Raw genomic sequence first — 22652 nt, forward strand, 5'->3', positions numbered from 1 at the left:
AGATCCAGTGCTCGACGCCGATTTCTTCCGCCGTTGGATGACGGCGACCGCCGCGTCCGTCGACCGCGAGGCGGAACGGCTCACCGCCCTCGACTCCCCCATCGGGGACGCCGACCACGGCAGCAACCTCCAGCGCGGGTTCACGGCCGTCGTGACCGTGCTGGAGAAGGAGGCCCCCGGCACGCCGGGCGGGGTCCTCACCCTGGCCGGACGCCAGCTGATCTCGACGGTCGGCGGCGCGTCGGGGCCGCTGTACGGGACGCTGCTGCGCCGTACCGGCAAGGCGCTGGGCGATGCCGAAGAGGTCAGCGCGGAGCAGCTGGCAGAGGCGTTGCGGGCGGGGGTGGACGCGGTCATGACGCTCGGCGGTGCCGCCCCGGGCGACAAGACCATGATCGACGCCCTGGTGCCCGCGGTGGACGCGCTCGGCGACTCGTTCGCCGCGGCCCGGACCGCCGCGGAGGAGGGCGCGGTGGCGACGACGCCCCTGCAGGCGCGCAAGGGCCGGGCGAGCTACGTGGGCGAGCGCAGCATCGGCCACCAGGATCCGGGTGCCACGTCGTCGGCGCTGCTGATCGCCGGACTCGCGGAGGCCGCAGGTGAGTGACGAGCAGCTGGTGGGAATCGTGCTGGTGTCGCACAGCGCGGGGGTGGCCGCGTCGGTCGCCGAGCTGGCGAAGGGGCTGGCGGGCGGCGGCCCGGCGGTACCCGTCGCTCCGGCGGGCGGTACCGAGGGCGGTGGGCTCGGCACCAGTTCCGAACTGATCGCCGCGGCGGCCGCGTCCGTCGATCGCGGTGCCGGAGTCGCCGTACTGACCGACCTGGGCAGCGCGGTGCTCACGGTGAAGGCGCTGCTGGCGGAGGGCGACGAACTCCCCGAGCGGACGCGCCTGGTGGACGCCCCCTTCGTGGAGGGGGCCGTGGCGGCGGTCGTCACGGCGTCCACGGGGGCGGACCTGGCCGCGGTGGAGGCGGCCGCCACGGAGGCGTACTCCTACCGGAAGGTGTGAGCGCGGGTCGCGGCCGGGCACGCCGACACGGCGGTGCGCCCGGCCGCAGGCCTGCCGGTGAGGTGCCGTCAGCCGTTCAGTTCCGCTCCGTCCGGCTTCCGGTGGCGAACCGCTTCGCCGCTCGTTCCCCCTCCGTCACGGCGGCGGTGCGGTCCTCGATGGGCGACACCCTGGTGTTCTTGAAGACGATGTAGGTGACGCCGGAGGGTGCGCCGCCGCCGTGTGGGTCGGCGCGGATGCCGAGGGCCTTGGCGGTCGCGTAGGACGCCTCTCCGATGATGCCCTGGGGGCCCGCGTCGCCGACGACCGCGTACTGCACGCGGTCGCGGTACACGACGGCCACCACCGAACCGCCGCCGATGCCGTGGTCCCGGTAGTCCCAGCGGCGGCTCGGCGCGGGCACGACGATGAAGGGCAGGCGTTCGGCGCTCAACGGGCGGCCGTCCGACTGGGAGTAGGCCGTGCTGGCGGCGAAGTACGGGTCCGTGCGGACGTTGCAGCGGGGCCCGGGCCGGCCGTCGCAGTCGATGTCCATGTCGGCCTTCCAGAACACGGCGTCGGGGGTGCCGCAGACGGGGATGTCCGCGGGCGCGTCGCTGTCACTGCGGAAGCGGCCCCGGGAGACGGGAGTGCAGTCACTCACCCCGGCGAGCAGTTCGGCGGCGCTCACGGCACTCTCGCGCCATACCGCCGGCTGGGGGTGGGCGGCGGGGGGTGTCGTCGGGGCGAGCAGGGCGGCGCTGGCCGCGGCCAGGGTGAGCGACTGGACACGCACGATACGGGAGCCTCTCATCGGGAACCTGACGGGCACTCAGCCCAATCTGTTCCCGCGACGATCACCCGGCCACCGATAAGGGGCCGGACGGCTCACGTCCTCAACCCCCGACAGGGGCCGGGAGCCTGATTGCGCGTAAGACTCCGGCCGCCCGGTCACCCGGGCCGGCACGAGTTCCGCGATGACAGCGGCCCGCGCACCGCAGGAACGAACTCCCCTTTGCCGAAAGGGGGGTTCGGCCGTGAGGCTCAGCACAGGCACGGCTTCCGGGCGGTCAGGCACGGCCCGGCGTACGCCCTTCCCGGCCGGACCGCCCATGTTCGACCGGACGCCTTCTTGATGCGGTCCCGCCAACGGCGTCATATTGGTCCGGACCATTGCCGTCGACCGGCCGGCCGACCACCCCACGGAGGCAGTGTCGTGCGAGGACGTTCCGCTCCCTCTTCCCTCCTCCTGCGCCGCCTGGCGCTCTGCGGAGCCCTCGCGCTGGCCGCCTCCTGCGGCCCGGCCGGGGCGCAGGAGGGCGACGGCGGCGGTGCGCCGGGGGCGCCGACGGGGGTCACCGCCGCATCGGGCAGCGCGACGAGCGTGCACGTCATGTGGAACACGACCGACCGGGCCGACGTCTACGAGGTGTATCGCGGCACCACGAAGGTCAAGGAAGTGCCGGGTTCGCAGCACATGGTGGATGTCACCAGGCTCCGCCCCTCCACGCTGTACGTCTTCTCCGTGCGGGCGCGGGGCGCCGACGGGCGTCTCGGGCCGCACAGTCGCCGGGTGCGGGCGCGGACGCCCGCGGCCGTGGCGGACGACCGCTCCGCGCCGGCCCGCCCGTCCGCGCCCCGCGGCCGGGCGGTGGGAAGCCGGGCGGTCCGGCTGTCCTGGTCCGCCGCGACGGACGACCGGGGTGTGGTGTCGTACGACATCCTCCAGGGAGGCACGAAGATCCACAGTGTGGGCGCGGGAAGGACGGCCACGGTGCTCACGGGGCTGCGGCCGGGCACGCGCTACGCGTTCACCGTACGGGCCCGGGACGCGGCCGGGAACGTCTCCCCCACCACCCGCCCCGTCCGCCTCACCACCCCGGGCACCGACGACGGCCGGGCCACCGCCCCCATCGGCTTCCGGGCGACGGGCCACCGGGCGGACGGGGCGTACCACCTGGACCTGAGCTGGGTGCCGCCCCGCGTGGACGGTGAGGTCACCGAGTACCGGATCGAGCTGGACGGCCGGCCCGCCACGTCCCTCGTGTTCGGCGGCAGAGCCCCGCGTGACCGGGCCACCTACAGCTTCTACGTGGGACGCAGAGCCGGTGTCACCCACCGGGTCCGCATCAGGGCGATGCTGCCGGACGGCACCTGGGGAGGCCTCTCGGCGGAGCGGACGGTGACGACGGGGTCCTGACGTCCTGTGCGGCATCGGCCGGGCGGAGGAACCCGTCACCTGCACGGGGGCGCTCGGAGTGCGGCCGTGGCCGGGGGCGCCTTGGCTGACTCCGAGGCAGCACGGGCGTTCCCCGACCCTCGGCGGCTCAAGGGATGTACCGCCGACCGTGCCGCCGGAGGGCAGTCCACATGCGCTACTCATCGTCAGTTCTCCGCTCCGGCCTGACCGTGGCAGTCGCCGCGCTGCCCCTCACCCTGGCCGCGGTGCCCGCCGTCGCGGGCCCGGGTATCTCCGTGAGCACCACCGGGTCCACGGTGTCGGTCACGACCAGCTCGTGCACCCAGATCAACGGCAGCTGGGGCACCGCCTCGCTCCTCACCAGCAGTCAGGGCAGCTTCGCCCAGGGCCGCCAGGTGACGCTGTCGGGGACGTCCACCAGTCAGTCCGCGGCCTGGTCGAACGTCTCCCCGGGCACGTACACGGTCATCGTCGTCTGCTCGGACGGCACCACCGCGGGCACGCAGTCCGTCGTGGTCTCCACCGCTCCCTCCCCCTCACGGTCCGCGTCGCCCTCCGCCTCGGCGTCCCGTGGCGTCATGGGCGGGGTCGGCGGCAGCACGAAGGACTACGGGACCCTCACGCTCGTGGCGGGCGGCACGCTGGTCGGGGCGGGCCTGATCGGAACGGCCTGGTACCTGCGCCGGCGCAACAAGCCGTACCGGCTCTGACCCGGTACGGACGGCGGCCCGCTCCCCCGAAGCGCTCCGGGCGGGTGGGCCGCCGTCATGTCGTGTCCGGGGCGACCGGGCGGCCGTCATGCCGTGTGCCGGACGACCGGGCCACCGTCATGTCGTGTCCGGGTCGGCCGGGTCCGTCAGGTGGGTTCGGCGTCCGGGAGTTCGGCGACGTCCGCCAGGGCACGACCGAGCCACTGGGTCCAGAAGGTCTCCAGGTCGATACCCGCCCGCAGCACGAGATGCCGCAGCCGGACGTCGGTGCCGTCCCGGCCGGGTGGGAAGTCGCGCTTCTCGATCTCCTCGTACTCCGCCAGCTGCCGTTCGTGCAGCTCCAGATGGCGTCGCAGATCCGATTCCAGGCCTGCCGTACCGACGACGGCCGCCGCCCTGAGGCGCAGCAGCAGCGGGTCGCGGTGCGGCTTGGGGTCCTGGGAGGCGGAGGTCCAGCGGGCCAGCTCGGCGCGGCCCGCGGGCAGGACCTCGTAGCTCTTCTTCTGCCCGCGGGCCGGCTGCTCGGCCGGCAGGGCCCTGATGAGGCCGTCGGCCTCCAGTTTCCCGAGCTCGCGATAGATCTGCTGGTGCGTCGCCGACCAGAAGTAGCCGATCGACCGGTCGAAGCGGCGGGTCAGCTCCAGGCCCGACGACGGCTTCTCGAGCAGGGCGGTCAGGATCGCGTGCGGGAGTGACATGGCCTCATCCTAGGGACGCCTTCTCGCACTACAGGGCCGCTGCCAGCTCCGTGCCCTGCTTGATGGCGCGCTTGGCGTCCAGCTCGGCGGCCACGTCGGCACCGCCGATGAGGTGTGTGCTGCGCCCGGCGGCGAGCAGTTCCTCGTAGAGCCCGCGGCGCGGCTCCTGGCCCGTGCACAGCACGATCGTGTCGACCTCCAGGACCGTGCTCTCCTCGCCGACGGTGATGTGCAGCCCGGCGTCGTCGATCCGGTCGTAGCGCACGCCCGGGACCATGGTGACGCCGCGGTGCTTGAGCTCGGTGCGGTGGATCCAGCCGGTGGTCTTGCCGAGGCCGGCGCCGACCTTGGACGTCTTGCGCTGGAGCAGGTGCACGGTGCGCGACGGGGCGGGCCGCTCGGGCGCCGCGAGGCCGCCGGGACCGCTGTAGTCCATGTCGACGCCCCACTGCCGGAAGTACGTCGCCGGGTCCTCGTGGGCCTTGTCGCCGCCGTCGGTGAGGAACTCGGCGACGTCGAAGCCGATGCCGCCCGCGCCGAGGATCGCGACCCGGTCGCCGACGGGTGCACCGTCGCGCAGGACGTCGAGGTAGCCGACCACGCTCGGGTGGTCGATGCCGGGGATCCCGGGGGTGCGCGGGGTGACGCCGGTGGCGACGACGACCTCGTCGTAGCCGTCGACCTCCGCGACCGTGACGGGGGTGTTCAGCCGGATGTCGACGCCGTGCCAGTCGAGCTGGGTGCGGAAGTAGCGGAGCGTCTCGTCGAACTCCTGCTTGCCGGGGACCTTGCGGGCGACGTTGAGCTGGCCGCCGATCTCGCTCGCCGCGTCGAACAGCGTCACCTCGTGCCCGCGCTCGGCGGCGGAGACCGCGCAGGCGAGGCCGGCCGGGCCGGCGCCGACGACCGCGACGCGCTTGCGCAGCCGGGTCGGGGAGAGCACCAGCTCGGTCTCGTGGCAGGCGCGCGGGTTGACCAGGCAGGAGGTGATCAGGCCGCTGAAGGTGTGGTCGAGGCAGGCCTGGTTGCAGCCGATGCAGGTGTTGATCGCCTCGGGGCGGCCGGCGGCGGCCTTGGTGACGAAGTCGGGGTCGGCGAGCATCGGGCGGGCCATCGACACCATGTCGGCGGCGCCCTCGGCGAGCAGTTCCTCGGCGAGTTCGGGGGTGTTGATGCGGTTGGTGGTGACGAGCGGGACGGACACCTCGCCCATGAGCCGCTTGGTCACCCAGGTGTACGCGCCGCGCGGCACGGAGGTCGCGATGGTGGGGATGCGGGCCTCGTGCCAGCCGATGCCGGTGTTGATGATCGTCGCCCCGGCGGCCTCGACGGCCTTGGCGAGGGTGATGACCTCGTCGAGCGTCGAGCCGCCCGGGACGAGGTCGAGCATGGACAGCCGGTAGATGACGATGAAGTCCTCGCCGACGGCCTCGCGCACCCGGCGCACGATCTCCAGCGGGAAGCGCGTGCGGTTCTCGTAGGAGCCACCCCAGCCGTCGGTGCGGTGGTTGGTCTGCTGCGCGATGAACTCGTTGATGAGGTAGCCCTCGGAGCCCATGATCTCGACACCGTCGTAGCCGGCCTGCCGGGCGAGGCGGGCGGCGCGGGCGTAGTCGTCGATGGTCCGCTCGATGTCGGCGTCGGTGAGTTCGCGGGGCGGGAAGGGGCTGATCGGCGCCTGGACGGGGCTCGGGGCGACGAGGTCCTTGTGGTAGGCGTACCGGCCGAAGTGCAGGATCTGCATCGCGATCCGCCCGCCCTCGCGGTGCACGGCGTCGGTGATGACCCGGTGCTGCTCGGCCTCCTCCTCGGTGGTGAGCTTGGCGCCGCCCTCGTAGGGCCGCCCCTCGTCGTTGGGGGCGATGCCGCCGGTGACGATCAGGCCCACTCCCCCGCGGGCGCGGGCGGCGTAGAAGGCGGCCATGCGCGCGAAGCCGCCCTCTGCTTCCTCCAGGCCGACGTGCATGGAGCCCATGAGGACCCGGTTGGGCAGGGTCGTGAAGCCCAGGTCGAGGGGGGTCAGCAGGTGCGGGTAACGGCTCATCGGGCCCTCCGTGCGCGGTGTCGTGCCTGTAGTTGTAGAGGACTACCGGCGGTTTATGCAACTAGTTGCATAACGTGATGGAGGGCACAGCAGGGCCACGACCGGGGCCCTGCGACCGCTGTCCGCATGCGTGGACACCGCGCCGAGGTGCCGCCGGCCTGAGGGCGGCCCTGGGCGCGCTACGGGGGAAAAGAACCAGGAGGCCGTCAGCGGCTCTGCAGCCGCACGTGCAGTTCCTTCTCCTGGTCGCCGGAGACCGTGCTGAGATCATGCACGTCGAACAGCGAGTCCAGGGTCGTGCGGAACCGTTCGATCGCCCAGTAGCCGCCGTGCAGGTCGGCCTCGACGGAGGACGCCAGGTGAACCGGCCGCGTGCCCTCGTGCTCGTCGGCTACGTCGAAGGTGCCGAGCCACACGGTCGGGCGGGTCTCGTGCAGTTCCTCGGGCACGTCGTCGGCACACCGGTCGGACTCGAAGCAGGAGCACAGTGCGTCGAACACGATCCGGGCGTCGTACTTGCTGCACCCGCTGATCTCCACCGAGACGGAGTGGGGGTGCGGTCGCTCGTGGTCCATCGCCATCGTGATCAATCCTCTCGAGGCCACCGGCTGCCGTATCCGCCCCTACCCCAGCAAAGCACCACCTTCCGGCGAGCACTACCGGCCGGTGCGGTCGATCCGGTGACGGTTTTGCGGGGCGGTCCGCGCCGTGGTGGGAGATGGTGGAAGGTGACGGAAGGGGCCGCCGGGACACGGCTCCGCGCGGTAGAACTTGGGGTGTCGGCACACGACGGCGTGCCGCGAGGACGGCGAAGGCGGGCGTGGGATGAGTGCAGCCGGGTCTCCCGAATCCGCAGGCGACGCTCCGGTGCGCGGACCGGCGCGCCCGAGCGGGCTGCTGGACGTGCTGCGGGTGGCCTCGGTGGTCCTGGACGCCGAGGGCCGCATCGTGCTGTGGAGCCCGCAGGCCGAGGAACTGTTCGGATACGAAGCCCAGGAGGCGCTCGGCCAGTACGCCGCCCGGATCATGGTCCACGAAGAGCACGTCGACCTCGTGGTCAAGCTGTTCGCCGACGTCATGGGCACCGGACAGAGCTGGGCGGGAGCCTTCCCGATCCGCCGCAAGGACGGCGGCACCCGGCTCGTGGAGTTCCGCAACATGCGGCTGCTGGACGACCAGGGCGACGTCTACGCGCTGGGGCTGTGCGCCGACCAGAGGACCGTGCGCCGGCTGGAGCGCGAGGTGGCCCTGTCGACGCGGATGATCGCGCAGTCCCCGACGGGGCTCGCCGTGCTGGACACCGAGCTGCGGTACGTCTCGGTCAACAGGGCGCTGGAGAAGATCAACGGCGTACCGGCCGCGGAGCACCTGGGCCGCACCCCTCGCGAGGTGGTGCCCCGGATGGACGTGGACGCCCTGGAGGCCGCGACAAGCCGGGTTCTGCAGACGGGCACGCCGGTCGTCGACCAGTCCACGATCGGCCGTACTCCGGCCGACCCGCACCACGACCACGCCTGGTCGGTCTCGCTGTACCGGCTGGAGAACGCCTTCGGGACCGTGCTGGGCGTGGCCGTCTCGATCGTCGACGTCACCGAGCAGTACCGGGCGGGCATCGAGGCCGAGGCGGCCCGCCGGCGACTGGCCCTGATCGCCGACGCCTCGGGGCGGATCGGCACCACGCTGGACCTGGACCGCACGGCTCGCGAGCTGGCCGACGTGGCCGTGCCGGAGCTCGCGGACATCGCGGCCGTCGACCTGCTGGACGCGGTGGTGCAGGGACGGCGCACCAGCCTGGGCCCCGCGGAGTCGGCCGTGATCCGCGCGCTGGCGGTCCAGGGGTACGAGTCCGCCGAGGCACTGGAGGCGGCCGACACTCCCGGGCAGGTCGCCCGGTACGCACCGGACCGGCTCGTCACCCGGTGCGTGCGTACGGCGAGCCCGGTGATGCTGCCGGAGGTCAAGGACGAGGACCTGGTGCACATCGCCCGCTCCCCGGAGGCGGCCGAGCTGCTGGGCCGGGCCGGGGTGCACTCGTATCTGGCGGTGCCGCTGATCGCGCGCGGAGAGGTGCTGGGGGCACTGGACCTCAAGCGCACCCGCAATCCTCTGCCGTTCAGCGAGGACGACCTGCTGCTGGCGCGCGAGCTGGCCGCCCGGGCCGCCGTGCAGATCGACAACGCCCGCTGGTACCAGAGCGCCCGGGAGACCGCCCTCACCCTGCAGCGCAGCCTGCTGCCCAGCCATCCGCCCGTCACGGGCGGACTGGAGGTCGCCTCCCGCTACCAGCCGGCCGGGGCGACGAGCGAGGTCGGCGGCGACTGGTTCGACGTGATCCCGCTGGACGGCGGCCGGACGGCGCTCGTCGTGGGCGATGTGATGGGCAGCGGCATCCCCGCGGCGGCGGCGATGGGGCGGCTGCGCACGGCGACCCACACCCTCGCCTCCCTCGGTCTCGACCCGAACGTGCTCCTGGAGCACCTCGACAAGATCACCGCGGGCCTCGAACAGGCCATCGCCACCTGTGTCTACGCCGTCCACGACCCGCATCTTCGGCAGTGCAGGATCGCCAACGCCGGGCACCTGCCGCCGGTGCGGGTCCGGGCCGGGCGGCCGCCGGAACTGCTCGGCCTGCCCACCGGGGTGCCGCTCGGGGTGGGCGGTGTCGCCTTCTCCACGACCACCGTCGAACTCGAGCCCGGGGACCGGCTGGTGTTCTACACCGACGGTCTCGTCGAGACCCGGCGCGACCCGATCGACGAACGGCTCGAGACACTGCTGTCCCTGCTCGACGGGCCGGACCTGCCGCTGGAGGACGTCTGCGACCTGCTGCTGCGCACACTGCACGAGCCGGACAACTTCGACGACGTGGCCCTGCTCATCGCGCGGGCGACCGCACCGGACTGACCGGCTGCGGCGCGACGCCGATCACCACGTGGGCGTACAGCTCCTCCGACACGGCCAGGTGGGTCGTGAGGCCGCCGCGCTCGAAGGCCTCGACGGCGGCCGGTGCCTGGTGCCGGCTCGTCTCCACCAGGACGCAGCCCCCTGGGGCGAGCCAGCCGGGCGCCTGCGCGGCGACCCGGCGCAGGACGTCGAGGCCGTCCGTGCCGCCGTCGAGGGCGGCCAGCGGCTCGTGGTCCCGGGCCTCCAGCGGCAGCAGCCCGATCTCGTCGCTCGGCACGTACGGCACGTTGGCCGCGAGGATGCCGACGCGGCCCCGCAGCGCACGGGGCAGTGCCTCGAACAGATCGCCCTCGTGCACGCGGCCGCCGGCGGCGGCGACGTTGCCGCGGGCGCATCGCACGGCGGCCGGGTCGATGTCGGCGGCGTGCAGTTCCACGGGGCCGAGCGCGGCGGCCAGCGCCGCTCCCACGGCGCCCGAGCCGCAGCACAGGTCCACGACGACGGCGGCGCCGGACGCCCGCTCCAGGGCCTGTTCGACCAGGAACTCGGTGCGCCGGCGCGGCACGAAGACGCCCGGGGCGACGGCGATGCGCAGGCCACGGAACCCGGCCCAGCCGACGACGAGTTCGAGCGGCAGGCCCGCGACGCGACGCTCGACCATGGCGGCGGCCTCGGCCGGGGTGCGCGCGGCGGAGAGGATCAGCTCGGCCTCGTCCTCGGCGAAGACACAGCCCGCGGCGCGCAGGGCGCGGACGACACGGTCACGTGAGGACGGCGCGGAAGGGGGGACAGCGGACACAGACGGCATGGAAGCCCAGAGCCTTTCGGGAACCGAAGGGCGCTCCGGCGATCGCTACGACCGGCGATCCGCGCGACATCGAGAGGAGAGCACCCGAGCTGACACAGCGGTAATGGGTCTCACCTCCTCGGCTTCCGACGGCCGGGTCCTGACCGGCCGGACGGCAACCCTACCCGACGGGCCCACCGCCCGCCGCGCCCTCGTGACGGCACCCGGTCAGGTGGTTGGGTTGTGCAACCATGGAAGGAGCCGAGCAGCACCGTGGCGAGGGAGGGCCTGTGCACACCGCAGACGCCGTGGAGACCATCCAGCGGGAGATGACGGTCTTCGCCCGCCGGGCCAGGGCCGCGGCGGGCCGGATGCACCCCGAGCTGTCACTGGTGTCGTACACGCTGCTCGGGCACCTGGAGGAGAGCGGTGGGTGCCGGGCCACCGACCTGGCCGTCCACTACGCGCTGGACAAGTCCACCGTCAGCCGCCAGGTGGCGGGGCTGGAGCGCGCCGGACTCATCGAGCGCCGTCCCGACGCGGCGGACCAGCGCGTCCAGGTCCTGCACCTGACCGGGGCCGGGCGGCACATCCTGGCCCAGGTCACCGAGAGCCGCCGCGCGGCGTTCCGGGAGCGCCTGGCCGACTGGCCCGCGGAGGACCTGAGCCGGTTCGCGGACTACCTCGTGCGCTACAACGCCTCGCCGGGTCTTGGCCGGCAGGACTAGGACACCCGGCACGTAGGGTTGAGTACGCACACACCGAGCACACCGGTCCGGCGGGGCACCGTCGGACCGGCCCGGAGGCACCACCGCATGCACATCACCCGAGGCTTCACCGGGCGCCCGCGCGTCGCCGACCCGGGCCTGCCGCCCGGCCAGTACGACGCGGGCGACGACTGGCCCGTGCTGTCGGCCGAGGTCACTCCCGAGCTGGCGGCCGCCGACTGGACCTTCCGCGTCGACGGGCTGGTGGCCGAGCCCCGCACCTGGGACTGGGAGGCGGCGCACCGGCTGCCGAAGTCGGCTTACGAGGGCGCCATCCACTGCGTCACCAGCTGGTCGAAGTTCGGGGTGCGCTTCGCGGGCGTGTCCCTGGACGCATTCCTGGACGTGGTACGGCCCCATGAGTCGGCCACCCATGCCGTCGCCTACTCGCACACCGGCTACACCGCCAACCTCCCGCTCGCCGACCTGACCGGCGGGCGCGCCTGGATCGCCTGGGAGTACGACGGGCAGCCGCTCGCCCCCGAGCACGGCGGCCCGGCCCGGCTGCTGGTGCCGCATCTGTACTTCTGGAAGAGCACCAAGTGGATCGCGGGTCTGCGGATCCTCGACCACGACGAGCCAGGCTTCTGGGAGCGCAACGGGTATCACGAGCGGGGCAACCCCTGGGAGGAGCAGAGGTACTCCGGTGACTGAGACCGCCGTGACAGAGACCGCCGCCACGGAGACCTTCGTGCCGCCCACGCGGTTCGCCGTGCCCGGGCGCATCGCGGTGAACGAGCAGGCCGCGTCCGAGTGGCAGACCGCCACCGTCGTGGAGGTCCGCCGCGAGACGCCGCGTGTGTCCACCTTCCGGCTCTCCGTGCCGGGCTGGCCGGGGCATCTGCCCGGCCAGCACCTGATGGTCCGGCTGACCGCCGAGGACGGCTACGCCGCCCAGCGGCACTACTCGATCGCGTCGGCGCCCGACGACTCCGGGCAGGTCGAGCTGACCCTGGACCACGTCGAGGGCGGCGAGGTCTCGGGCTGGTTCCACACCGTCGCCCGGCCCGGCGACCGGGTCGAGGTGCGCGGCCCGGTGAGCGGCTTCTTCGCCTGGCCCGGCGACCGCCCCGCGCTGCTGGTCGGCGCAGGCTCCGGTGTCGTGCCGCTGATGTCGATGGTCCGGCACCACCGGGCACGGAACCTGACCGTGCCGCTGCGGCTGGTGGTGTCCGCGCGCAGTCCCGAGGACCTCATCTACGCCCGGGAGTTGGGTGCGGAGACCACCACCGTCTTCACCCGGAGCGCGCCGGAGGGTGCGGCGGTCGGACGTATGGCGGCCGCACATGTGGCGCCACTCCTGGCCGAGCAGCCTTCCGGTGGGTGGGAGGCATATGTGTGCGGCTCGAACTCCTTCGCCGAGCATGCCTCGCGCCTGCTGGTGACGGCAGGTCAGCCGGTGGACCGGATCCGCATCGAGCGCTTCGGCTGACCCGGGTGTTTCGCCCCGCGCGCGCCGGGCACCCAGGCGAAGGGGTGCGGCTGCCCGCCGCTGCTGTGCGTGGATGTGGCGGGCGTTCATGATTTTCGCGGGACGCCCCCTCGGACGTGAAGCGATCGACGGGCGCCGGAGGGGGTATCCCATCCGTAGGGCACGCGTACGCGTGAGGTGATGCGCGGGGAGCGGCGGTGCACCGCACGGCCGGTCCGGCCCTCCCCCGCGGTGACGGCGAGGAGGTGGGCATGCGCACGCTGATGCACGGTTGGCGCCGGCGGCGCGGTCCGCTGGGGCGCCGGTCGGACGTCGTCGAAGCGTGGACGGTGCTGGTGGTCGCCGTTCTCGTCCTCGTGGGCGCGCCCCTGGCCGGGACGGCCGCCGCCTGGTGGGCGCATGGCGAGGCACGGTCGCTGTCGATCGAACAGCGGGCCGAGCGGCATCGGGTCCGGGCCGAGGTGATCGGCGGGAACGACTCCCTGCCGTCGGTACGGGCCGGCGGACAGCACGCGTACCGGGCCACCGTGCGCTGGACGGATCCGGGCGGCGCCACACACACATCGACGGCCCGGGTGCCCGCGGACTCCCGGCGCGGCGACCGGGTGGACGTCTGGTTCGACCGCCAGGGACGCAGTGTGCTGCCACCGGTGGACGAAACGGCGGTCTGGGAACACACCCTCACCATCGGCGCCTGCGCCACGGGCGGTGCGGTGGCCGTGGTGCTCCTCGGGCACCTGCTCGTGCGACGGGTGGCGTTGCGGCGCCGGATGGCCGAGTGGGACCGGGCGTGGGCCCGTATCGAACCGGAGTGGACGCATCGCAACGCGTGACGGCGCGCGGGGCCCGGGGCATCGGAGGAAACGCCTGGCCAGTCCTCCGGCCACGGACGTAGTGTGATCATCCGCACTGCCCCTGTAGCTGCTTCTCACCCAAGGCGGTCCTGCATGGCCCTGTTCGACCTTCCGCTCGACGAGCTCCGCGAGTACCGCAGCGCGGCCGCCGAGCCCGAGGACTTCGACGCCTTCTGGTCCAAGACCCTCCAGGAGGCTCGCCGGCACGACCTGGACGCCCGCTTCGAACCGGTCGACACGGGCCTGTCCACCGTCCAGGTCTTCGACGTGACCTTCGCCGGTTTCGGCGGCCACCCGGTCAAGGGCTGGCTGACGCTCCCGGCCGGCGCGGACGGGCCGCTGCCGCTCGTGGTGGAGTACATCGGCTACGGGGGCGGGCGCGGGCTCCCGCACGAGCACCTGCTGTGGGCGTCCTCGGGCCGGGCGCACTTCGTGATGGACACCCGCGGGCAGGGCAGCGGCTGGGGCGGGGGCGGCGGCACGGCGGACCCGGTGGGGGGCGCGCCCGCGTACCCCGGCTTCATGACGCGCGGCATCGACGCCCCGGAGAACTACTACTACCGCCGGGTGTACACGGACGCGGTGCGTGCCGTGGAGGCGGCCCGCTCCCATCCGCTCACCGACCCGGCGCGCACGGTGGCCGTCGGTTCCAGCCAGGGCGGCGGCATCACCATCGCGGTCGGCGGACTCGTCCCGGACCTGGCGGGCATAGCGCCGGACGTGCCGTTCCTGTGCGACTTCCCGCGTGCGGCGACGATCACGGACCGGCACCCGTACCGGGAGATCGGTCTCTACCTCAAGACCCACCGAGGCCGCACGGAGGACGCCCTGCGCACGGTGTCCTACTTCGACGGCGTCCACTTCGCCGCCCGCGGCCGGGCCCCGGCGCTCTTCTCGGCCGCTCTGGAGGACCAGACCTGCCCGCCCTCGACCGTCTTCGCGGCCTTCAACGCCTGGGGCCACGAGGACAAGGCGATCGAGGTCTACGACTTCAACGACCACGAGGGTGGCGGTCCCTTCCAGCAGGCGGCCAAGCTGCGCTGGATGCGCTCGTACATCTGATCCGGCCGTTCCCCTCCGCCGGGCTTCCCCTCGGTCCGACCGGTCGGTACGTTCATCGCGCCCGGGCCGCGACGCGGCGGTCCGGGCCCGGGGCGGTACGCGGAGGGGTTCATGTCCGAGATCGGGACACAGGTGCACGGTCACTGCGACGCGGCGTTCACGGCGGTGCGCCGGGCGTTCGAGGAGAATTTCCGGGAGCGCGGTGAACTGGGCGCCGCGGTGGCCGTCACCGTCGGCGGCCGGACCGTGGTGGATCTGTGGGGCGGCTGGGCCGACGCGGCGCGCTCCCGGCCGTGGGAGCGGGACACCCTGGTCAACGTGTGGTCCACCTCCAAGGGGCCGGTGGCGCTGTGCGCGCACATCCTCGCCGATCGCGGACTGCTCGACCTGGACGCGCCGGTGGCCCGGTACTGGCCCGAGTTCGCCGCCGCGGGCAAGGAGAAGGTCCTCGTGCGGCATCTGCTGTCGCACCGCGCCGGTCTGGCCGGCCTGCGTGAGCCGCACTCGCTGGAGCAGCTCTGCGACTGGGAGCTGACCACGCAGCGGCTCGCGGCCACCGAGCCCTGGTGGGAACCGGGCACCCGGTCCGGCTATCACGCGCTGACCTACGGCCATCTGGTCGGCGAGGTCGTACGCCGGGTGTCGGGGCTGCGGCCGGGGGCCTTCCTGGCACGGGAGGTGACGGGGCCGCTCGGCATCGACTTCCGCATCGGCCTGCCGGAAGGCGACTTCGGCAGGGCGGCCGAGCTGGTCCAGGCGCCGACCGCGACGGACAGCGAACGGGCGGCGGTCTTCGCCCGGTTGACGCCGGCGGCCGTCGCCGCGCTGACCAATCCGGCGGTGTCCGCCGCCGCGGCGCACACCCCGCAGTGGCGGGCCGCCGAGATCCCGGCGGCGAACGGCCACGGCACCGCGCGTGCCGTCGCCGGACTGTACGGCGTCTTCGCGGGCCGCGGCTCCGTCGGGAACCACCGCGTACTGTCCCCCGAGGCCGCCGAGCGGGTGCGCGAGGGGCAGGGCGGCTGCCGGGACCTGGTGCTCGGCGCCGGCTTCGAGCACGAGACGGAGCTCGGTCTCGGACTCTGGCTCAGCGGCCCCGACGGCTCGTACGGCCCCAACCCGCGCGCTTTCGGACACGACGGCGCCGGCGGCTCCTGCGGGCTCGCCGACCCGGACGCCGGAGTGTCCCTGGGCTATGTGATGAACCGGATGGGTTCGCGCATCGCCGACGACCCGCGAAAGAGGGCCCTGATCGACGCCTTGTACGGCGTGCTGTGAGGGCGGGAGCGGGCGGGCCGGTTTCGGCCGAACCGCCCGGCCACCCTTCCCAGCTGGTTTAGACCAATGCTAGATCTGGTGGCGCACCGAGCCCGAACGGCCACCCAACGTCACCCACAGGAGGGGCGGCATGGCCCGCACCACCCCGCACGACCACCCGTCGGCCGAGGACGAGCCCCTGTACCGGCGGATCGCGACCGCGCTGCTCGGCGAGCTGCGCGACGGCACCATCCCGCCCGGTGAACGACTGCCGAGCGAACGGCGGTTGGCCGCTCACCTGGGAGTCAGCCGGGAGACCGTACGGCAGTCGCTGGAGCTGCTGCGCCGCGACGGCCTGGTCTCCACCGACCGGCGCGGCAGTCACGCCATCCTGCCCGGCCCGCCGGTCGAGACCCCGGCGTCGCTCACCTTCCCGGTGGGCGCCGGGGCCGCGGCCCCGGGGCGTGTCGCCCGTGCCACCGTCGCCTGGGAGACACCCCCGCCGGACCATGCGGAGGCCCTGGAGCTGGCGCCCGGCCGCCCGACCCTGATGCACCGCTACCGGTACGCGACGGCCGACGGGCAGGGCCTGCGGACCGCGGTGACATCGTTCTCCGCCGTGGCGCTGGCGGAGGTGGAGGAGCTGGCCCGCTACCGCTACCGCGACCACGCCGACGGCACCGCCGCCGCGCAACTGCGGCGGGCCTACGACTGGATGCGCCGGGCCGGTCTGACCCTGCACCACCGCGACGCCATCACCCGCATCGCGAACGCCCCGTCGGTACGGGTCACCCGGCAGGTGCACGATCAGTACGCCCGCCCGCTGGAGATCACCGATCTCGTGGTGGACGCCCAGCAGGACGCGCTGGTCTACGAGTTCACCCTGCCGGGCCGCGCCGCGGCACCCGGGGCCGACCCTGGCCCGTCACCCGTTCGGCGGACTGCCGACGCGGGTTCCGCGAGATGACGGAGATCATCGAGAGACGGCACGGCTCCCCCAGGCGACCCTCGAGAGGATCCCCATGACCACGTTCACGACCTCCGACGGAACCGAGCTCTACTACAAGGACTGGGGCGCGGGGCAACCCGTGGTGTTCAGCCACGGCTGGCCCCTCAACGCGGACGCGTGGGACGGGCAGGCCCGGCTGGTCGCCGAGCACGGCTTCCGGGCGATCGCGCACGACCGCCGCGGGCACGGCCGCTCGGGCCAGCCCTGGCAGGGCAACCACATGGACCGGTACGCCGACGACCTGGCCGAGCTGATCGAGGCACTGGACCTCACCGACGCGGTCCTGGTGGGCCACTCCACCGGCGGCGGCGAGGTGGCCCGCTACATCGGGCGGCACGGGACGGCGCGGGTCGCGAAGGTCGTGCTGCTCGGTGCGGTGCCGCCGCTGATGCTGCGGACGGAGACCAATCCGCAGGGCACGCCGAAGGACGCCTTCGACGGGATCCGCGCCGGGGTCGCGGCAGACCGCTCGCAGTTCTACTGGGAGCTGAGCGAGGCCTTCTACGGCTTCAACCGGCCCGGCGCCGCCGTGTCGGAGGGCGTGCGGCGGGCGTTCTGGATGTGGAGCATGCAGGCCGGTCTGAAGGGTGCCTACGACTGCGTCGCGCAGTTCTCGGAGACCGACTTCACGCAGGACCTGGGGCACATCGACGTGCCGACGCTCGTCGCGCACGGGGACGACGACCAGATCGTGCCGATCGCCGCCTCGGCCCACCGTACCTCCCAGCTCGTCAAGGATGCGACGCTGAAGGTGTATCCGGGCGCCCCGCACGGCCTGGTCGGCGACTTCGAGAAGGCGTTCAACGACGATCTGCTGAACTTCCTGCGCGGCTGACCAGCACCTCGCGCCGGGGCCTAGCCCGGCAGCCGGGCCATGATGAGCCGCACCCGGGGGCTGCCGTCCGGCCGCCTCCCGAACTCCGGGAGCGGCTGGAGCTCCACGCCGAAACCGGCTGCCTCGAGTCCGCGCTGTACGTCTCCGAGGCGGAACGCGCGGTAGTACATGACGAACGGAGGCCGCCAGAGGGCGTTGCGCACCCGCATGGCGGTGTCGAAGCCGAGCAGTGCCCAGTAGCCGGGCGAGACCGGGCGGGGCGGGGCGACCAGCGGGAAGGCGAAGCAGCCGCCCGGCCGCAGGACGGAGCGGACCTGCGCGAACAGCCCGGGCAGTTCGCGGGGCAGGAAGTGCCCGAAGGCCCCGAAGCTCACCACCAGGTCGAAGGCGGGCCCGAAGGGCAGGGCGCGGGCGTCGGCCCGGACCCAGGAGACCTGCGTGCCCTGTGGCCGCACACGCTCCCTGGCGACGTCGAGCATGCCCGCGCTGAAGTCGACGCCGGTGACCCCCTCCCGGCACACCCCTGCCAGCACCCCGACGCCCGCTCCCGTACCGCAGCACAGGTCGAGTCCGGCGTCGAAGGGCCCGGCCGCCCGCAGGGCGGAGCCCACGGCGTCGAGGATCGTGTCGGGCGTCCGGAAGGGCGTGTGGTCGAACTTCGGCGCGAGGAGGTCGTAGCCGCGCTCCACGGACGACAGTGCCTGGACGGCGAGTTCGCGCAGACTGGGGCCTTCGGGGCTGAACATCGGCTCAGCCTAGGGGAGCCCGCTGCTTCAGGACGGCGCGTACGCGCTCGCACCAGCGGAGGTTCTCCTCCTCGAAGCCGAGGCCTCTCATCAGGGTGAGGTACGGGCCGACACGGTCGGTCTCCCGGAGGTACTCCTCCTCGCTGCGGCCGGCCAGGAGGCGTTCGCGCACCCGCCGGTAGCGGGCGAGCTTGGCCCGGGCCCACGCCTCGCGCTCCTCGACCAGCGCACGGGTCGCGTCCGGGTCCACGCCGTCCATGGCCTGGATCTTGATGAGGAGTTCGTCGCGGATGGCGGTGGGCCGCCGGGGCGGCGCCGCGGCGAACGAGCCCAGGTCCTCGCGGCCCGCCTCGGTCAGCGTGAACATGCGCTTGTCGGGGCGCCGTTCCTGGCGAACCGTCCGGGCCTCGATCAGTCCGTCCTGCGCGAGGCGCTCCAGTTCCCGGTAGAGCTGCTGCGGGGTCGAGGCCCAGAAGTTGGCCAGCGACACGTCGAACACCTTGGACAGCTCGTACCCCGAGGCCTCGCCCTCCAGGAGGGCCGCCAGAACGGCGTACTTGAGAGACATGTGGACACCGTACCAACAGGTGATTATTCTACTCCGCACCTACTCAACAAATTGACCAAGGCGGATTCGATGCGTGCATTCCGTGAGGCGATCGAGAAGCTCGACCTCGACGCCGCCGAGGCGCTGCTGGCGCCCGACGTCGTCTTCACCAGCCCCGTCGTGTTCAAGCCGTACGCCGGCAAGGCGATCACGGCCGCGATCCTGCGTGCCGTCTCCGAGGTCTTCCAGGACTTCCGCTACGAGCGCGAGATCAACGACGTGAACGGCCGCGACCACGCCCTGGTCTTCGCCGCGCGCGTCGGTGACCGGGAGATCAGCGGCTGCGACTTCATCCATGTCGACGAGGACGGCCTCATCGACGAGTTCACGGTGATGGTGCGACCGTTGTCGGCGGCCCAGGCGCTCGCGGCGGCCATGGGCGAGCAGTTCGAGAAGATCGCCGAGGAGGCACGGACCCGCTCTCTCTGAGCGACACGTCCTGAGTTCCGTTCCCGCGTTCTCCCTGCGCCCGCGGCCGGTTCACGGTTTCATGTCCTCATGACGTCCGTCGAGCACGACCGGCTGATGAGGGCCAACCAGGCGAACTGGGACGCCCGCACGCCCGTCCATCTCGCCAGCCGCTTCTACGGCCTCGACCAGGACCTCGAACCCGAGCGCTGGTTCGCTTCGTTCGAGTGGGAGGACCTCGGCGAGCTCGCCGGGCGCGACGTGCTCCACCTCCAGTGTCACCTCGGTACCGAGACGATCGCCTTCGCGCGGCGCGGCGCCCGGGCCGTCGGTCTCGACTTCTCGGGCGCGTCGGTGGCGGCCGCCCGGGACATCGCGGCGAAGGCCGGTACGGCCGTGACGTACGTCCGGGCCAACGTGTACGACGCCGTCGAGGCCCTGGAGGGGCGGCGGTTCGACGTCGTCTACACCGGCAAGGGCGCCCTGTGCTACCTCCCCGACCTGGACCGGTGGGCGGGGGTCATCGCGCGGCTCCTGCGGCCCGGCGGCCTGCTGTACATCGTCGAGTTCCACCCGCTGCTCAACTCGCTCGGGCCGAAGCCCGCCCCGGGCGAGGGACCCGAGCTGCTGCTGCGCCACGACTACCTGGGCGGCGCCGGTCCGGTGCACCGCGACGGGACCCACACCTACACGGACGGTCCGGCCGTCGAGGGCGCCACGGACAGCTACGAGTGGATGCACGGAATGGGCGAGGTCCTCAACGCGTTGTCCGATGCGGGACTCGCCGTGCGGCGGCTGCGGGAGGGCGACGAGCTCCCCTGGCCGCGCTGGCCGCGGATGGTCCGTACGGAGTCCGGCTGGTGGCGCCTGCCCGAGCCGCGGATCCCGTTGCTGTACGGGCTGCTGGCCACGCGCTGAACGGGCTCCCGGCCACGCGCTGACCCACCCCTCCGGGTAAGCTCACCCGCATCCGCCGATTTCGGTGGTACATTGCGAAGAGCACTCGTGCACGCCCCTCTTTGCGGGCGCCGGTGCCGTTCTTCATCTCTCTCCTTCATTTCCAGCACCACGACGTGCATTTCCAGCACCACGACGTGTTCGTCGTACCCGAGGTGCTGTCCCCCGCCGCCCGGAAGCGCGCCACAGGCCCTCCTCCCCGCGCGGCTCTCCCCCTCCCCCTCGCACATCCCATGCCTGCCGTCCGTGAAAGGACACACACCACCATGACCACCACGCTCGACAATCCACCCGTCCGGCAGCAGTCCCCGGCCCGGACCGTCTCCGGTGTCCTCGACATCGACTCGAACGGGAAGGGGCACCTGCGCGCCGAGCACTGCCTGCCCTCGCCCGCCGACGCCGCGGTCTCCCCCGCGCTGATCCGCCGGTACGGCCTGCGCAAGGGCGATCTCGTCGAGGGCGTGACCGGAGACCGGCACGCCCTGACCGACGTCTCCCACATCGCCGGCCGTGCGCCCGGTGACCTGCGCGGCCGGCGCCGTTTTCACGATCTGACGCCGTTGCATCCGCAGGAGCGGCTGCGGCTCGAGCACCCGGCCGCCGGCCTCGCCGGTCGCGTCGTCGACCTGATCGCACCGGTCGGCAAGGGCCAGCGCGGGCTCATCGTGGCCCCGCCCAAGACCGGCAAGACCGTCCTCCTCCAGCAGCTCGCCGCCGCCGTCACCGGCAACCACCCCGAGTGCCGGCTGATGATGCTGCTGCTCGACGAGCGGCCCGAGGAGGTCACCGACATGCGGCGCTGCGTACGGGGCGAGGTGTACGCCTCGACGTTCGACCGCAGCGCCAAGCAGCACATCGCGCTCGCCGACCTCGTGATCGAGCGCGCCAAACGGCGCGTCGAGGCCGGTGAGGACGTCGTCCTCCTCCTCGACTCGCTGACCCGGCTGTGCCGGGCGCACAACAACGCGGCCGCTTCCGGGGGCCGCATCCTCAGCGGGGGCGTCGACGCGTCCGCGCTGACCGGGCCCAAGCGGTTCTTCGGCGCCGCCCGGTCCGCCGAGGAGGGAGGTTCCCTCACGATCCTCGCGACCGCCCTGGTGGAGACCGGCTCCCGGGCCGACGACTTCTACTTCGAGGAGCTCAAGAGCACCGGCAACATGGAGCTCCGCCTGAGCCGGGATCCGGCATCCCGCCGGGTGTTCCCGGCCGTCGACATCACCCTCTCCGGCACCCGCCGCGAGGAACTCCTGCTGCACCCGGCCGAGTTGGCGGCCGTTCACGGCCTGCGGCGCGTGCTGCAGGGCCGGGACGGGCAGGGCGGTCTGGAGACCCTCCTGGAGCGCATGCGCGAGACGCCGGACAACGCGACGTTCCTGCGGCGCATCCAGCCGACCCTGCCGCCGGCCTGACGCGGGGAGATCATCCATCCGGGTGCTAGCGCGCGGAATGCGGCCCCGCCGTCGCCGTGCGAAGCAGGTCCGTTCCTACTTTGATCATATGATCATCGGACTCTCTTCCCGGGTGGCCGCGTCGGCCGGTGCGCTCTGCGTGGCGGGGCTCCTGGCGCTGACGCCCGCGGCGGCGGCCGACCCCGTCGGCGCGGATCCCACGCCACCGGGTGGGCCGCGGGCCGCGGCACCGCACCCCTCGCTGCTGTACCGACCCGGCACCCAGGTCCGCCCGCGCCCCGGCGTGGCTCGCCTCCCGGAGGTCTCCGCGCTGTCCTGGCTGGTGGCCGACGCCCGCAGCGGTGAAGTGCTCGCCGCCCACAACGCGCACCGCAGACTGCCCCCGGCCAGCACCCTGAAGACCCTGTTCGCCCTCACCGTGCTGCCCGGGCTGCCGGCGGGCGTCCGGCACACGGTCAGCGAGCGGGAGCTGCGGGGCATCGGTGCCGGCAGCAGCCTGGTCGGGGTCGTGGAAGGCCACTCGTACCGGATCGCCGACCTGTGGCGCGGCGTCTTCCTCAACTCGGGCAACGACGCCGTGCACGTCCTGGCCGAGCTCAACGGCGGCTGGCGGCTCACGGCCGAGCGGATGCAGGCCAAGGCCCGCTCCCTCGGCGCCCTCGACACCCATGTGGTGTCGCCCGACGGTTACGACGCACCCGGCCAGGTGTCGTCGGCGTACGACCTGGCGGTGTTCGGCCGGGTGGGGCTGCGCAACCCCGACTTCGCCCGGTACTGCGCCACCGTCGAGGCCGCGTTCCCCGGCGACGGCACGTCGTCGTACCCGATCCTCAACACCAACCGGCTGCTGAGCGGCGCCAAGGGCGTGAAGCCGTACCCCGGGCTGATCGGCATCAAGAACGGCTACACCAGCAAGGCCGGCAGCACACTCGTCGCGGCGGCGCGCCGCGACGGGCGCACCCTGGTCGTGACGGTGA

General features: G+C 73.0%; 23 protein-coding genes and 1 pseudogene. 17 read left to right on the forward strand and 7 right to left on the reverse strand.

From position 1 onward, the window contains the following. The first annotated feature begins 7 nt into the window (after positions 1-7). Positions 8-607 carry a dihydroxyacetone kinase subunit DhaL gene (gene dhaL, locus ACFCXS_RS18785; protein WP_362243899.1) on the forward strand — a complete coding sequence of 200 codons (600 nt, stop codon included), beginning with the start codon at positions 8-10 and terminating at the stop codon, positions 605-607. Further along, entirely contained in the window at positions 600-1010 is a 411-nt protein-coding gene (locus tag ACFCXS_RS18790) for a PTS-dependent dihydroxyacetone kinase phosphotransferase subunit DhaM (RefSeq protein ID WP_376644450.1), read from the forward strand. The genes dhaL and ACFCXS_RS18790 overlap by 8 nt, the downstream gene beginning before the upstream one ends. Positions 1011-1086: 76 nt before the next feature. On the opposite strand, the gene ACFCXS_RS18795 is transcribed toward ACFCXS_RS18790, so the two are convergent. Continuing rightward, positions 1087-1785 carry a glycoside hydrolase family 75 protein gene (locus tag ACFCXS_RS18795; RefSeq protein ID WP_376644451.1) on the reverse strand — a complete coding sequence of 233 codons (699 nt, stop codon included), beginning with the start codon at positions 1783-1785 and terminating at the stop codon, positions 1087-1089. A 420-nt stretch (positions 1786-2205) separates the two neighbouring features. Here ACFCXS_RS18795 and ACFCXS_RS18800 point away from each other — a divergent pair, with 420 nt between their 5' ends. Next, positions 2206-3189, forward strand: coding sequence for a fibronectin type III domain-containing protein (locus ACFCXS_RS18800; RefSeq protein WP_376644452.1), 984 nt, complete (start codon positions 2206-2208; stop codon positions 3187-3189). A 170-nt stretch (positions 3190-3359) separates the two neighbouring features. Further along, complete coding sequence (locus ACFCXS_RS18805; RefSeq protein ID WP_376644453.1) at positions 3360-3899, forward strand: hypothetical protein; 540 nt, start codon at positions 3360-3362, stop codon at positions 3897-3899. 146 nt (positions 3900-4045) lie between these two features. On the opposite strand, the gene ACFCXS_RS18810 is transcribed toward ACFCXS_RS18805, so the two are convergent. The 3 genes from ACFCXS_RS18810 to ACFCXS_RS18820 form a co-directional block, all read right to left on the reverse strand. Continuing rightward, positions 4046-4597 (reverse strand): PadR family transcriptional regulator, encoded by a 552-nt coding sequence (locus ACFCXS_RS18810; RefSeq protein ID WP_376644454.1) that lies wholly within the window; start codon positions 4595-4597, stop codon positions 4046-4048. 28 nt (positions 4598-4625) lie between these two features. Continuing rightward, positions 4626-6641: an FAD-dependent oxidoreductase gene (locus ACFCXS_RS18815; RefSeq protein ID WP_376644455.1), complete on the reverse strand. Its 2016-nt coding sequence runs from the start codon at positions 6639-6641 to the stop codon at positions 4626-4628. Between the two features lie 206 nt (positions 6642-6847). Continuing rightward, complete coding sequence (locus ACFCXS_RS18820) at positions 6848-7216, reverse strand: hypothetical protein (RefSeq protein ID WP_376644628.1); 369 nt, start codon at positions 7214-7216, stop codon at positions 6848-6850. A 250-nt stretch (positions 7217-7466) separates the two neighbouring features. On the opposite strand from ACFCXS_RS18820, the gene ACFCXS_RS18825 reads away from it, so the two are divergent. Further along, complete coding sequence (locus ACFCXS_RS18825) at positions 7467-9545, forward strand: SpoIIE family protein phosphatase (protein WP_376644456.1); 2079 nt, start codon at positions 7467-7469, stop codon at positions 9543-9545. Here ACFCXS_RS18825 and ACFCXS_RS18830 read toward each other — a convergent pair. Beyond that, positions 9517-10353 carry a putative protein N(5)-glutamine methyltransferase gene (locus ACFCXS_RS18830; protein ID WP_376644457.1) on the reverse strand — a complete coding sequence of 279 codons (837 nt, stop codon included), beginning with the start codon at positions 10351-10353 and terminating at the stop codon, positions 9517-9519. The two genes, ACFCXS_RS18825 and ACFCXS_RS18830, sit on opposite strands and share 29 nt — an antisense overlap. Positions 10354-10583: 230 nt before the next feature. Here ACFCXS_RS18830 and ACFCXS_RS18835 point away from each other — a divergent pair, with 230 nt between their 5' ends. From ACFCXS_RS18835 to ACFCXS_RS18870, 8 genes are all read left to right on the forward strand, one after another. Continuing rightward, positions 10584-11060, forward strand: a complete 477-nt coding sequence (locus ACFCXS_RS18835; protein ID WP_376644458.1) for a MarR family winged helix-turn-helix transcriptional regulator — start codon at positions 10584-10586, stop codon at positions 11058-11060. Between the two features lie 87 nt (positions 11061-11147). Next, positions 11148-11753, forward strand: coding sequence for a sulfite oxidase-like oxidoreductase (locus ACFCXS_RS18840; RefSeq protein WP_376644459.1), 606 nt, complete (start codon positions 11148-11150; stop codon positions 11751-11753). Then, positions 11746-12531: a ferredoxin reductase gene (locus ACFCXS_RS18845; protein ID WP_376644460.1), complete on the forward strand. Its 786-nt coding sequence runs from the start codon at positions 11746-11748 to the stop codon at positions 12529-12531. The genes ACFCXS_RS18840 and ACFCXS_RS18845 overlap by 8 nt, the downstream gene beginning before the upstream one ends. 251 nt (positions 12532-12782) lie before the next feature. Then, a complete protein-coding gene (locus tag ACFCXS_RS18850; RefSeq protein ID WP_376644461.1) occupies positions 12783-13364 on the forward strand; it encodes a hypothetical protein in 582 nt (193 codons plus the stop codon). A gap of 114 nt (positions 13365-13478) precedes the next feature. Beyond that, positions 13479-14447, forward strand: coding sequence for an acetylxylan esterase (locus ACFCXS_RS18855; protein WP_376644462.1), 969 nt, complete (start codon positions 13479-13481; stop codon positions 14445-14447). 111 nt (positions 14448-14558) lie between these two features. Further along, positions 14559-15725 (forward strand): serine hydrolase domain-containing protein, encoded by a 1167-nt coding sequence (locus ACFCXS_RS18860; RefSeq protein ID WP_376644463.1) that lies wholly within the window; start codon positions 14559-14561, stop codon positions 15723-15725. A gap of 130 nt (positions 15726-15855) precedes the next feature. Further along, positions 15856-16671, forward strand: a complete 816-nt coding sequence (locus tag ACFCXS_RS18865; RefSeq protein WP_376644464.1) for a GntR family transcriptional regulator — start codon at positions 15856-15858, stop codon at positions 16669-16671. A gap of 55 nt (positions 16672-16726) precedes the next feature. Beyond that, complete coding sequence (locus tag ACFCXS_RS18870; protein WP_376644465.1) at positions 16727-17548, forward strand: alpha/beta fold hydrolase; 822 nt, start codon at positions 16727-16729, stop codon at positions 17546-17548. Between the two features lie 20 nt (positions 17549-17568). On the opposite strand, the gene ACFCXS_RS18875 is transcribed toward ACFCXS_RS18870, so the two are convergent. Both ACFCXS_RS18875 and ACFCXS_RS18880 read right to left on the reverse strand, forming a co-directional pair. Beyond that, positions 17569-18294 (reverse strand): methyltransferase domain-containing protein, encoded by a 726-nt coding sequence (locus tag ACFCXS_RS18875; RefSeq protein WP_376644466.1) that lies wholly within the window; start codon positions 18292-18294, stop codon positions 17569-17571. Between the two features lie 4 nt (positions 18295-18298). After that, positions 18299-18862 (reverse strand): PadR family transcriptional regulator, encoded by a 564-nt coding sequence (locus tag ACFCXS_RS18880; protein WP_376644467.1) that lies wholly within the window; start codon positions 18860-18862, stop codon positions 18299-18301. Between the two features lie 69 nt (positions 18863-18931). Here ACFCXS_RS18880 and ACFCXS_RS18885 point away from each other — a divergent pair, with 69 nt between their 5' ends. The 4 genes and pseudogenes from ACFCXS_RS18885 to ACFCXS_RS18900 all read left to right on the forward strand — a co-directional run. Then, a complete protein-coding gene (locus tag ACFCXS_RS18885; protein ID WP_376644468.1) occupies positions 18932-19330 on the forward strand; it encodes a nuclear transport factor 2 family protein in 399 nt (132 codons plus the stop codon). Positions 19331-19399: 69 nt separating this feature from the next. Beyond that, positions 19400-20227, forward strand: a complete 828-nt coding sequence (locus ACFCXS_RS18890; RefSeq protein WP_376644469.1) for a class I SAM-dependent methyltransferase — start codon at positions 19400-19402, stop codon at positions 20225-20227. Between the two features lie 305 nt (positions 20228-20532). Beyond that, positions 20533-21675, forward strand: a complete 1143-nt coding sequence (gene rho / locus ACFCXS_RS18895; RefSeq protein ID WP_376644470.1) for a transcription termination factor Rho — start codon at positions 20533-20535, stop codon at positions 21673-21675. Positions 21676-21763: 88 nt separating this feature from the next. Then, positions 21764-22648 (forward strand): annotated as a pseudogene (locus ACFCXS_RS18900) (D-alanyl-D-alanine carboxypeptidase family protein); the annotation flags it as partial. Positions 22649-22652: the final 4 nt, after the last annotated feature.

Source organism: Streptomyces sp. NPDC056373 (genome assembly GCF_042262425.1).
Classification (GTDB): domain Bacteria; phylum Actinomycetota; class Actinomycetes; order Streptomycetales; family Streptomycetaceae; genus Streptomyces.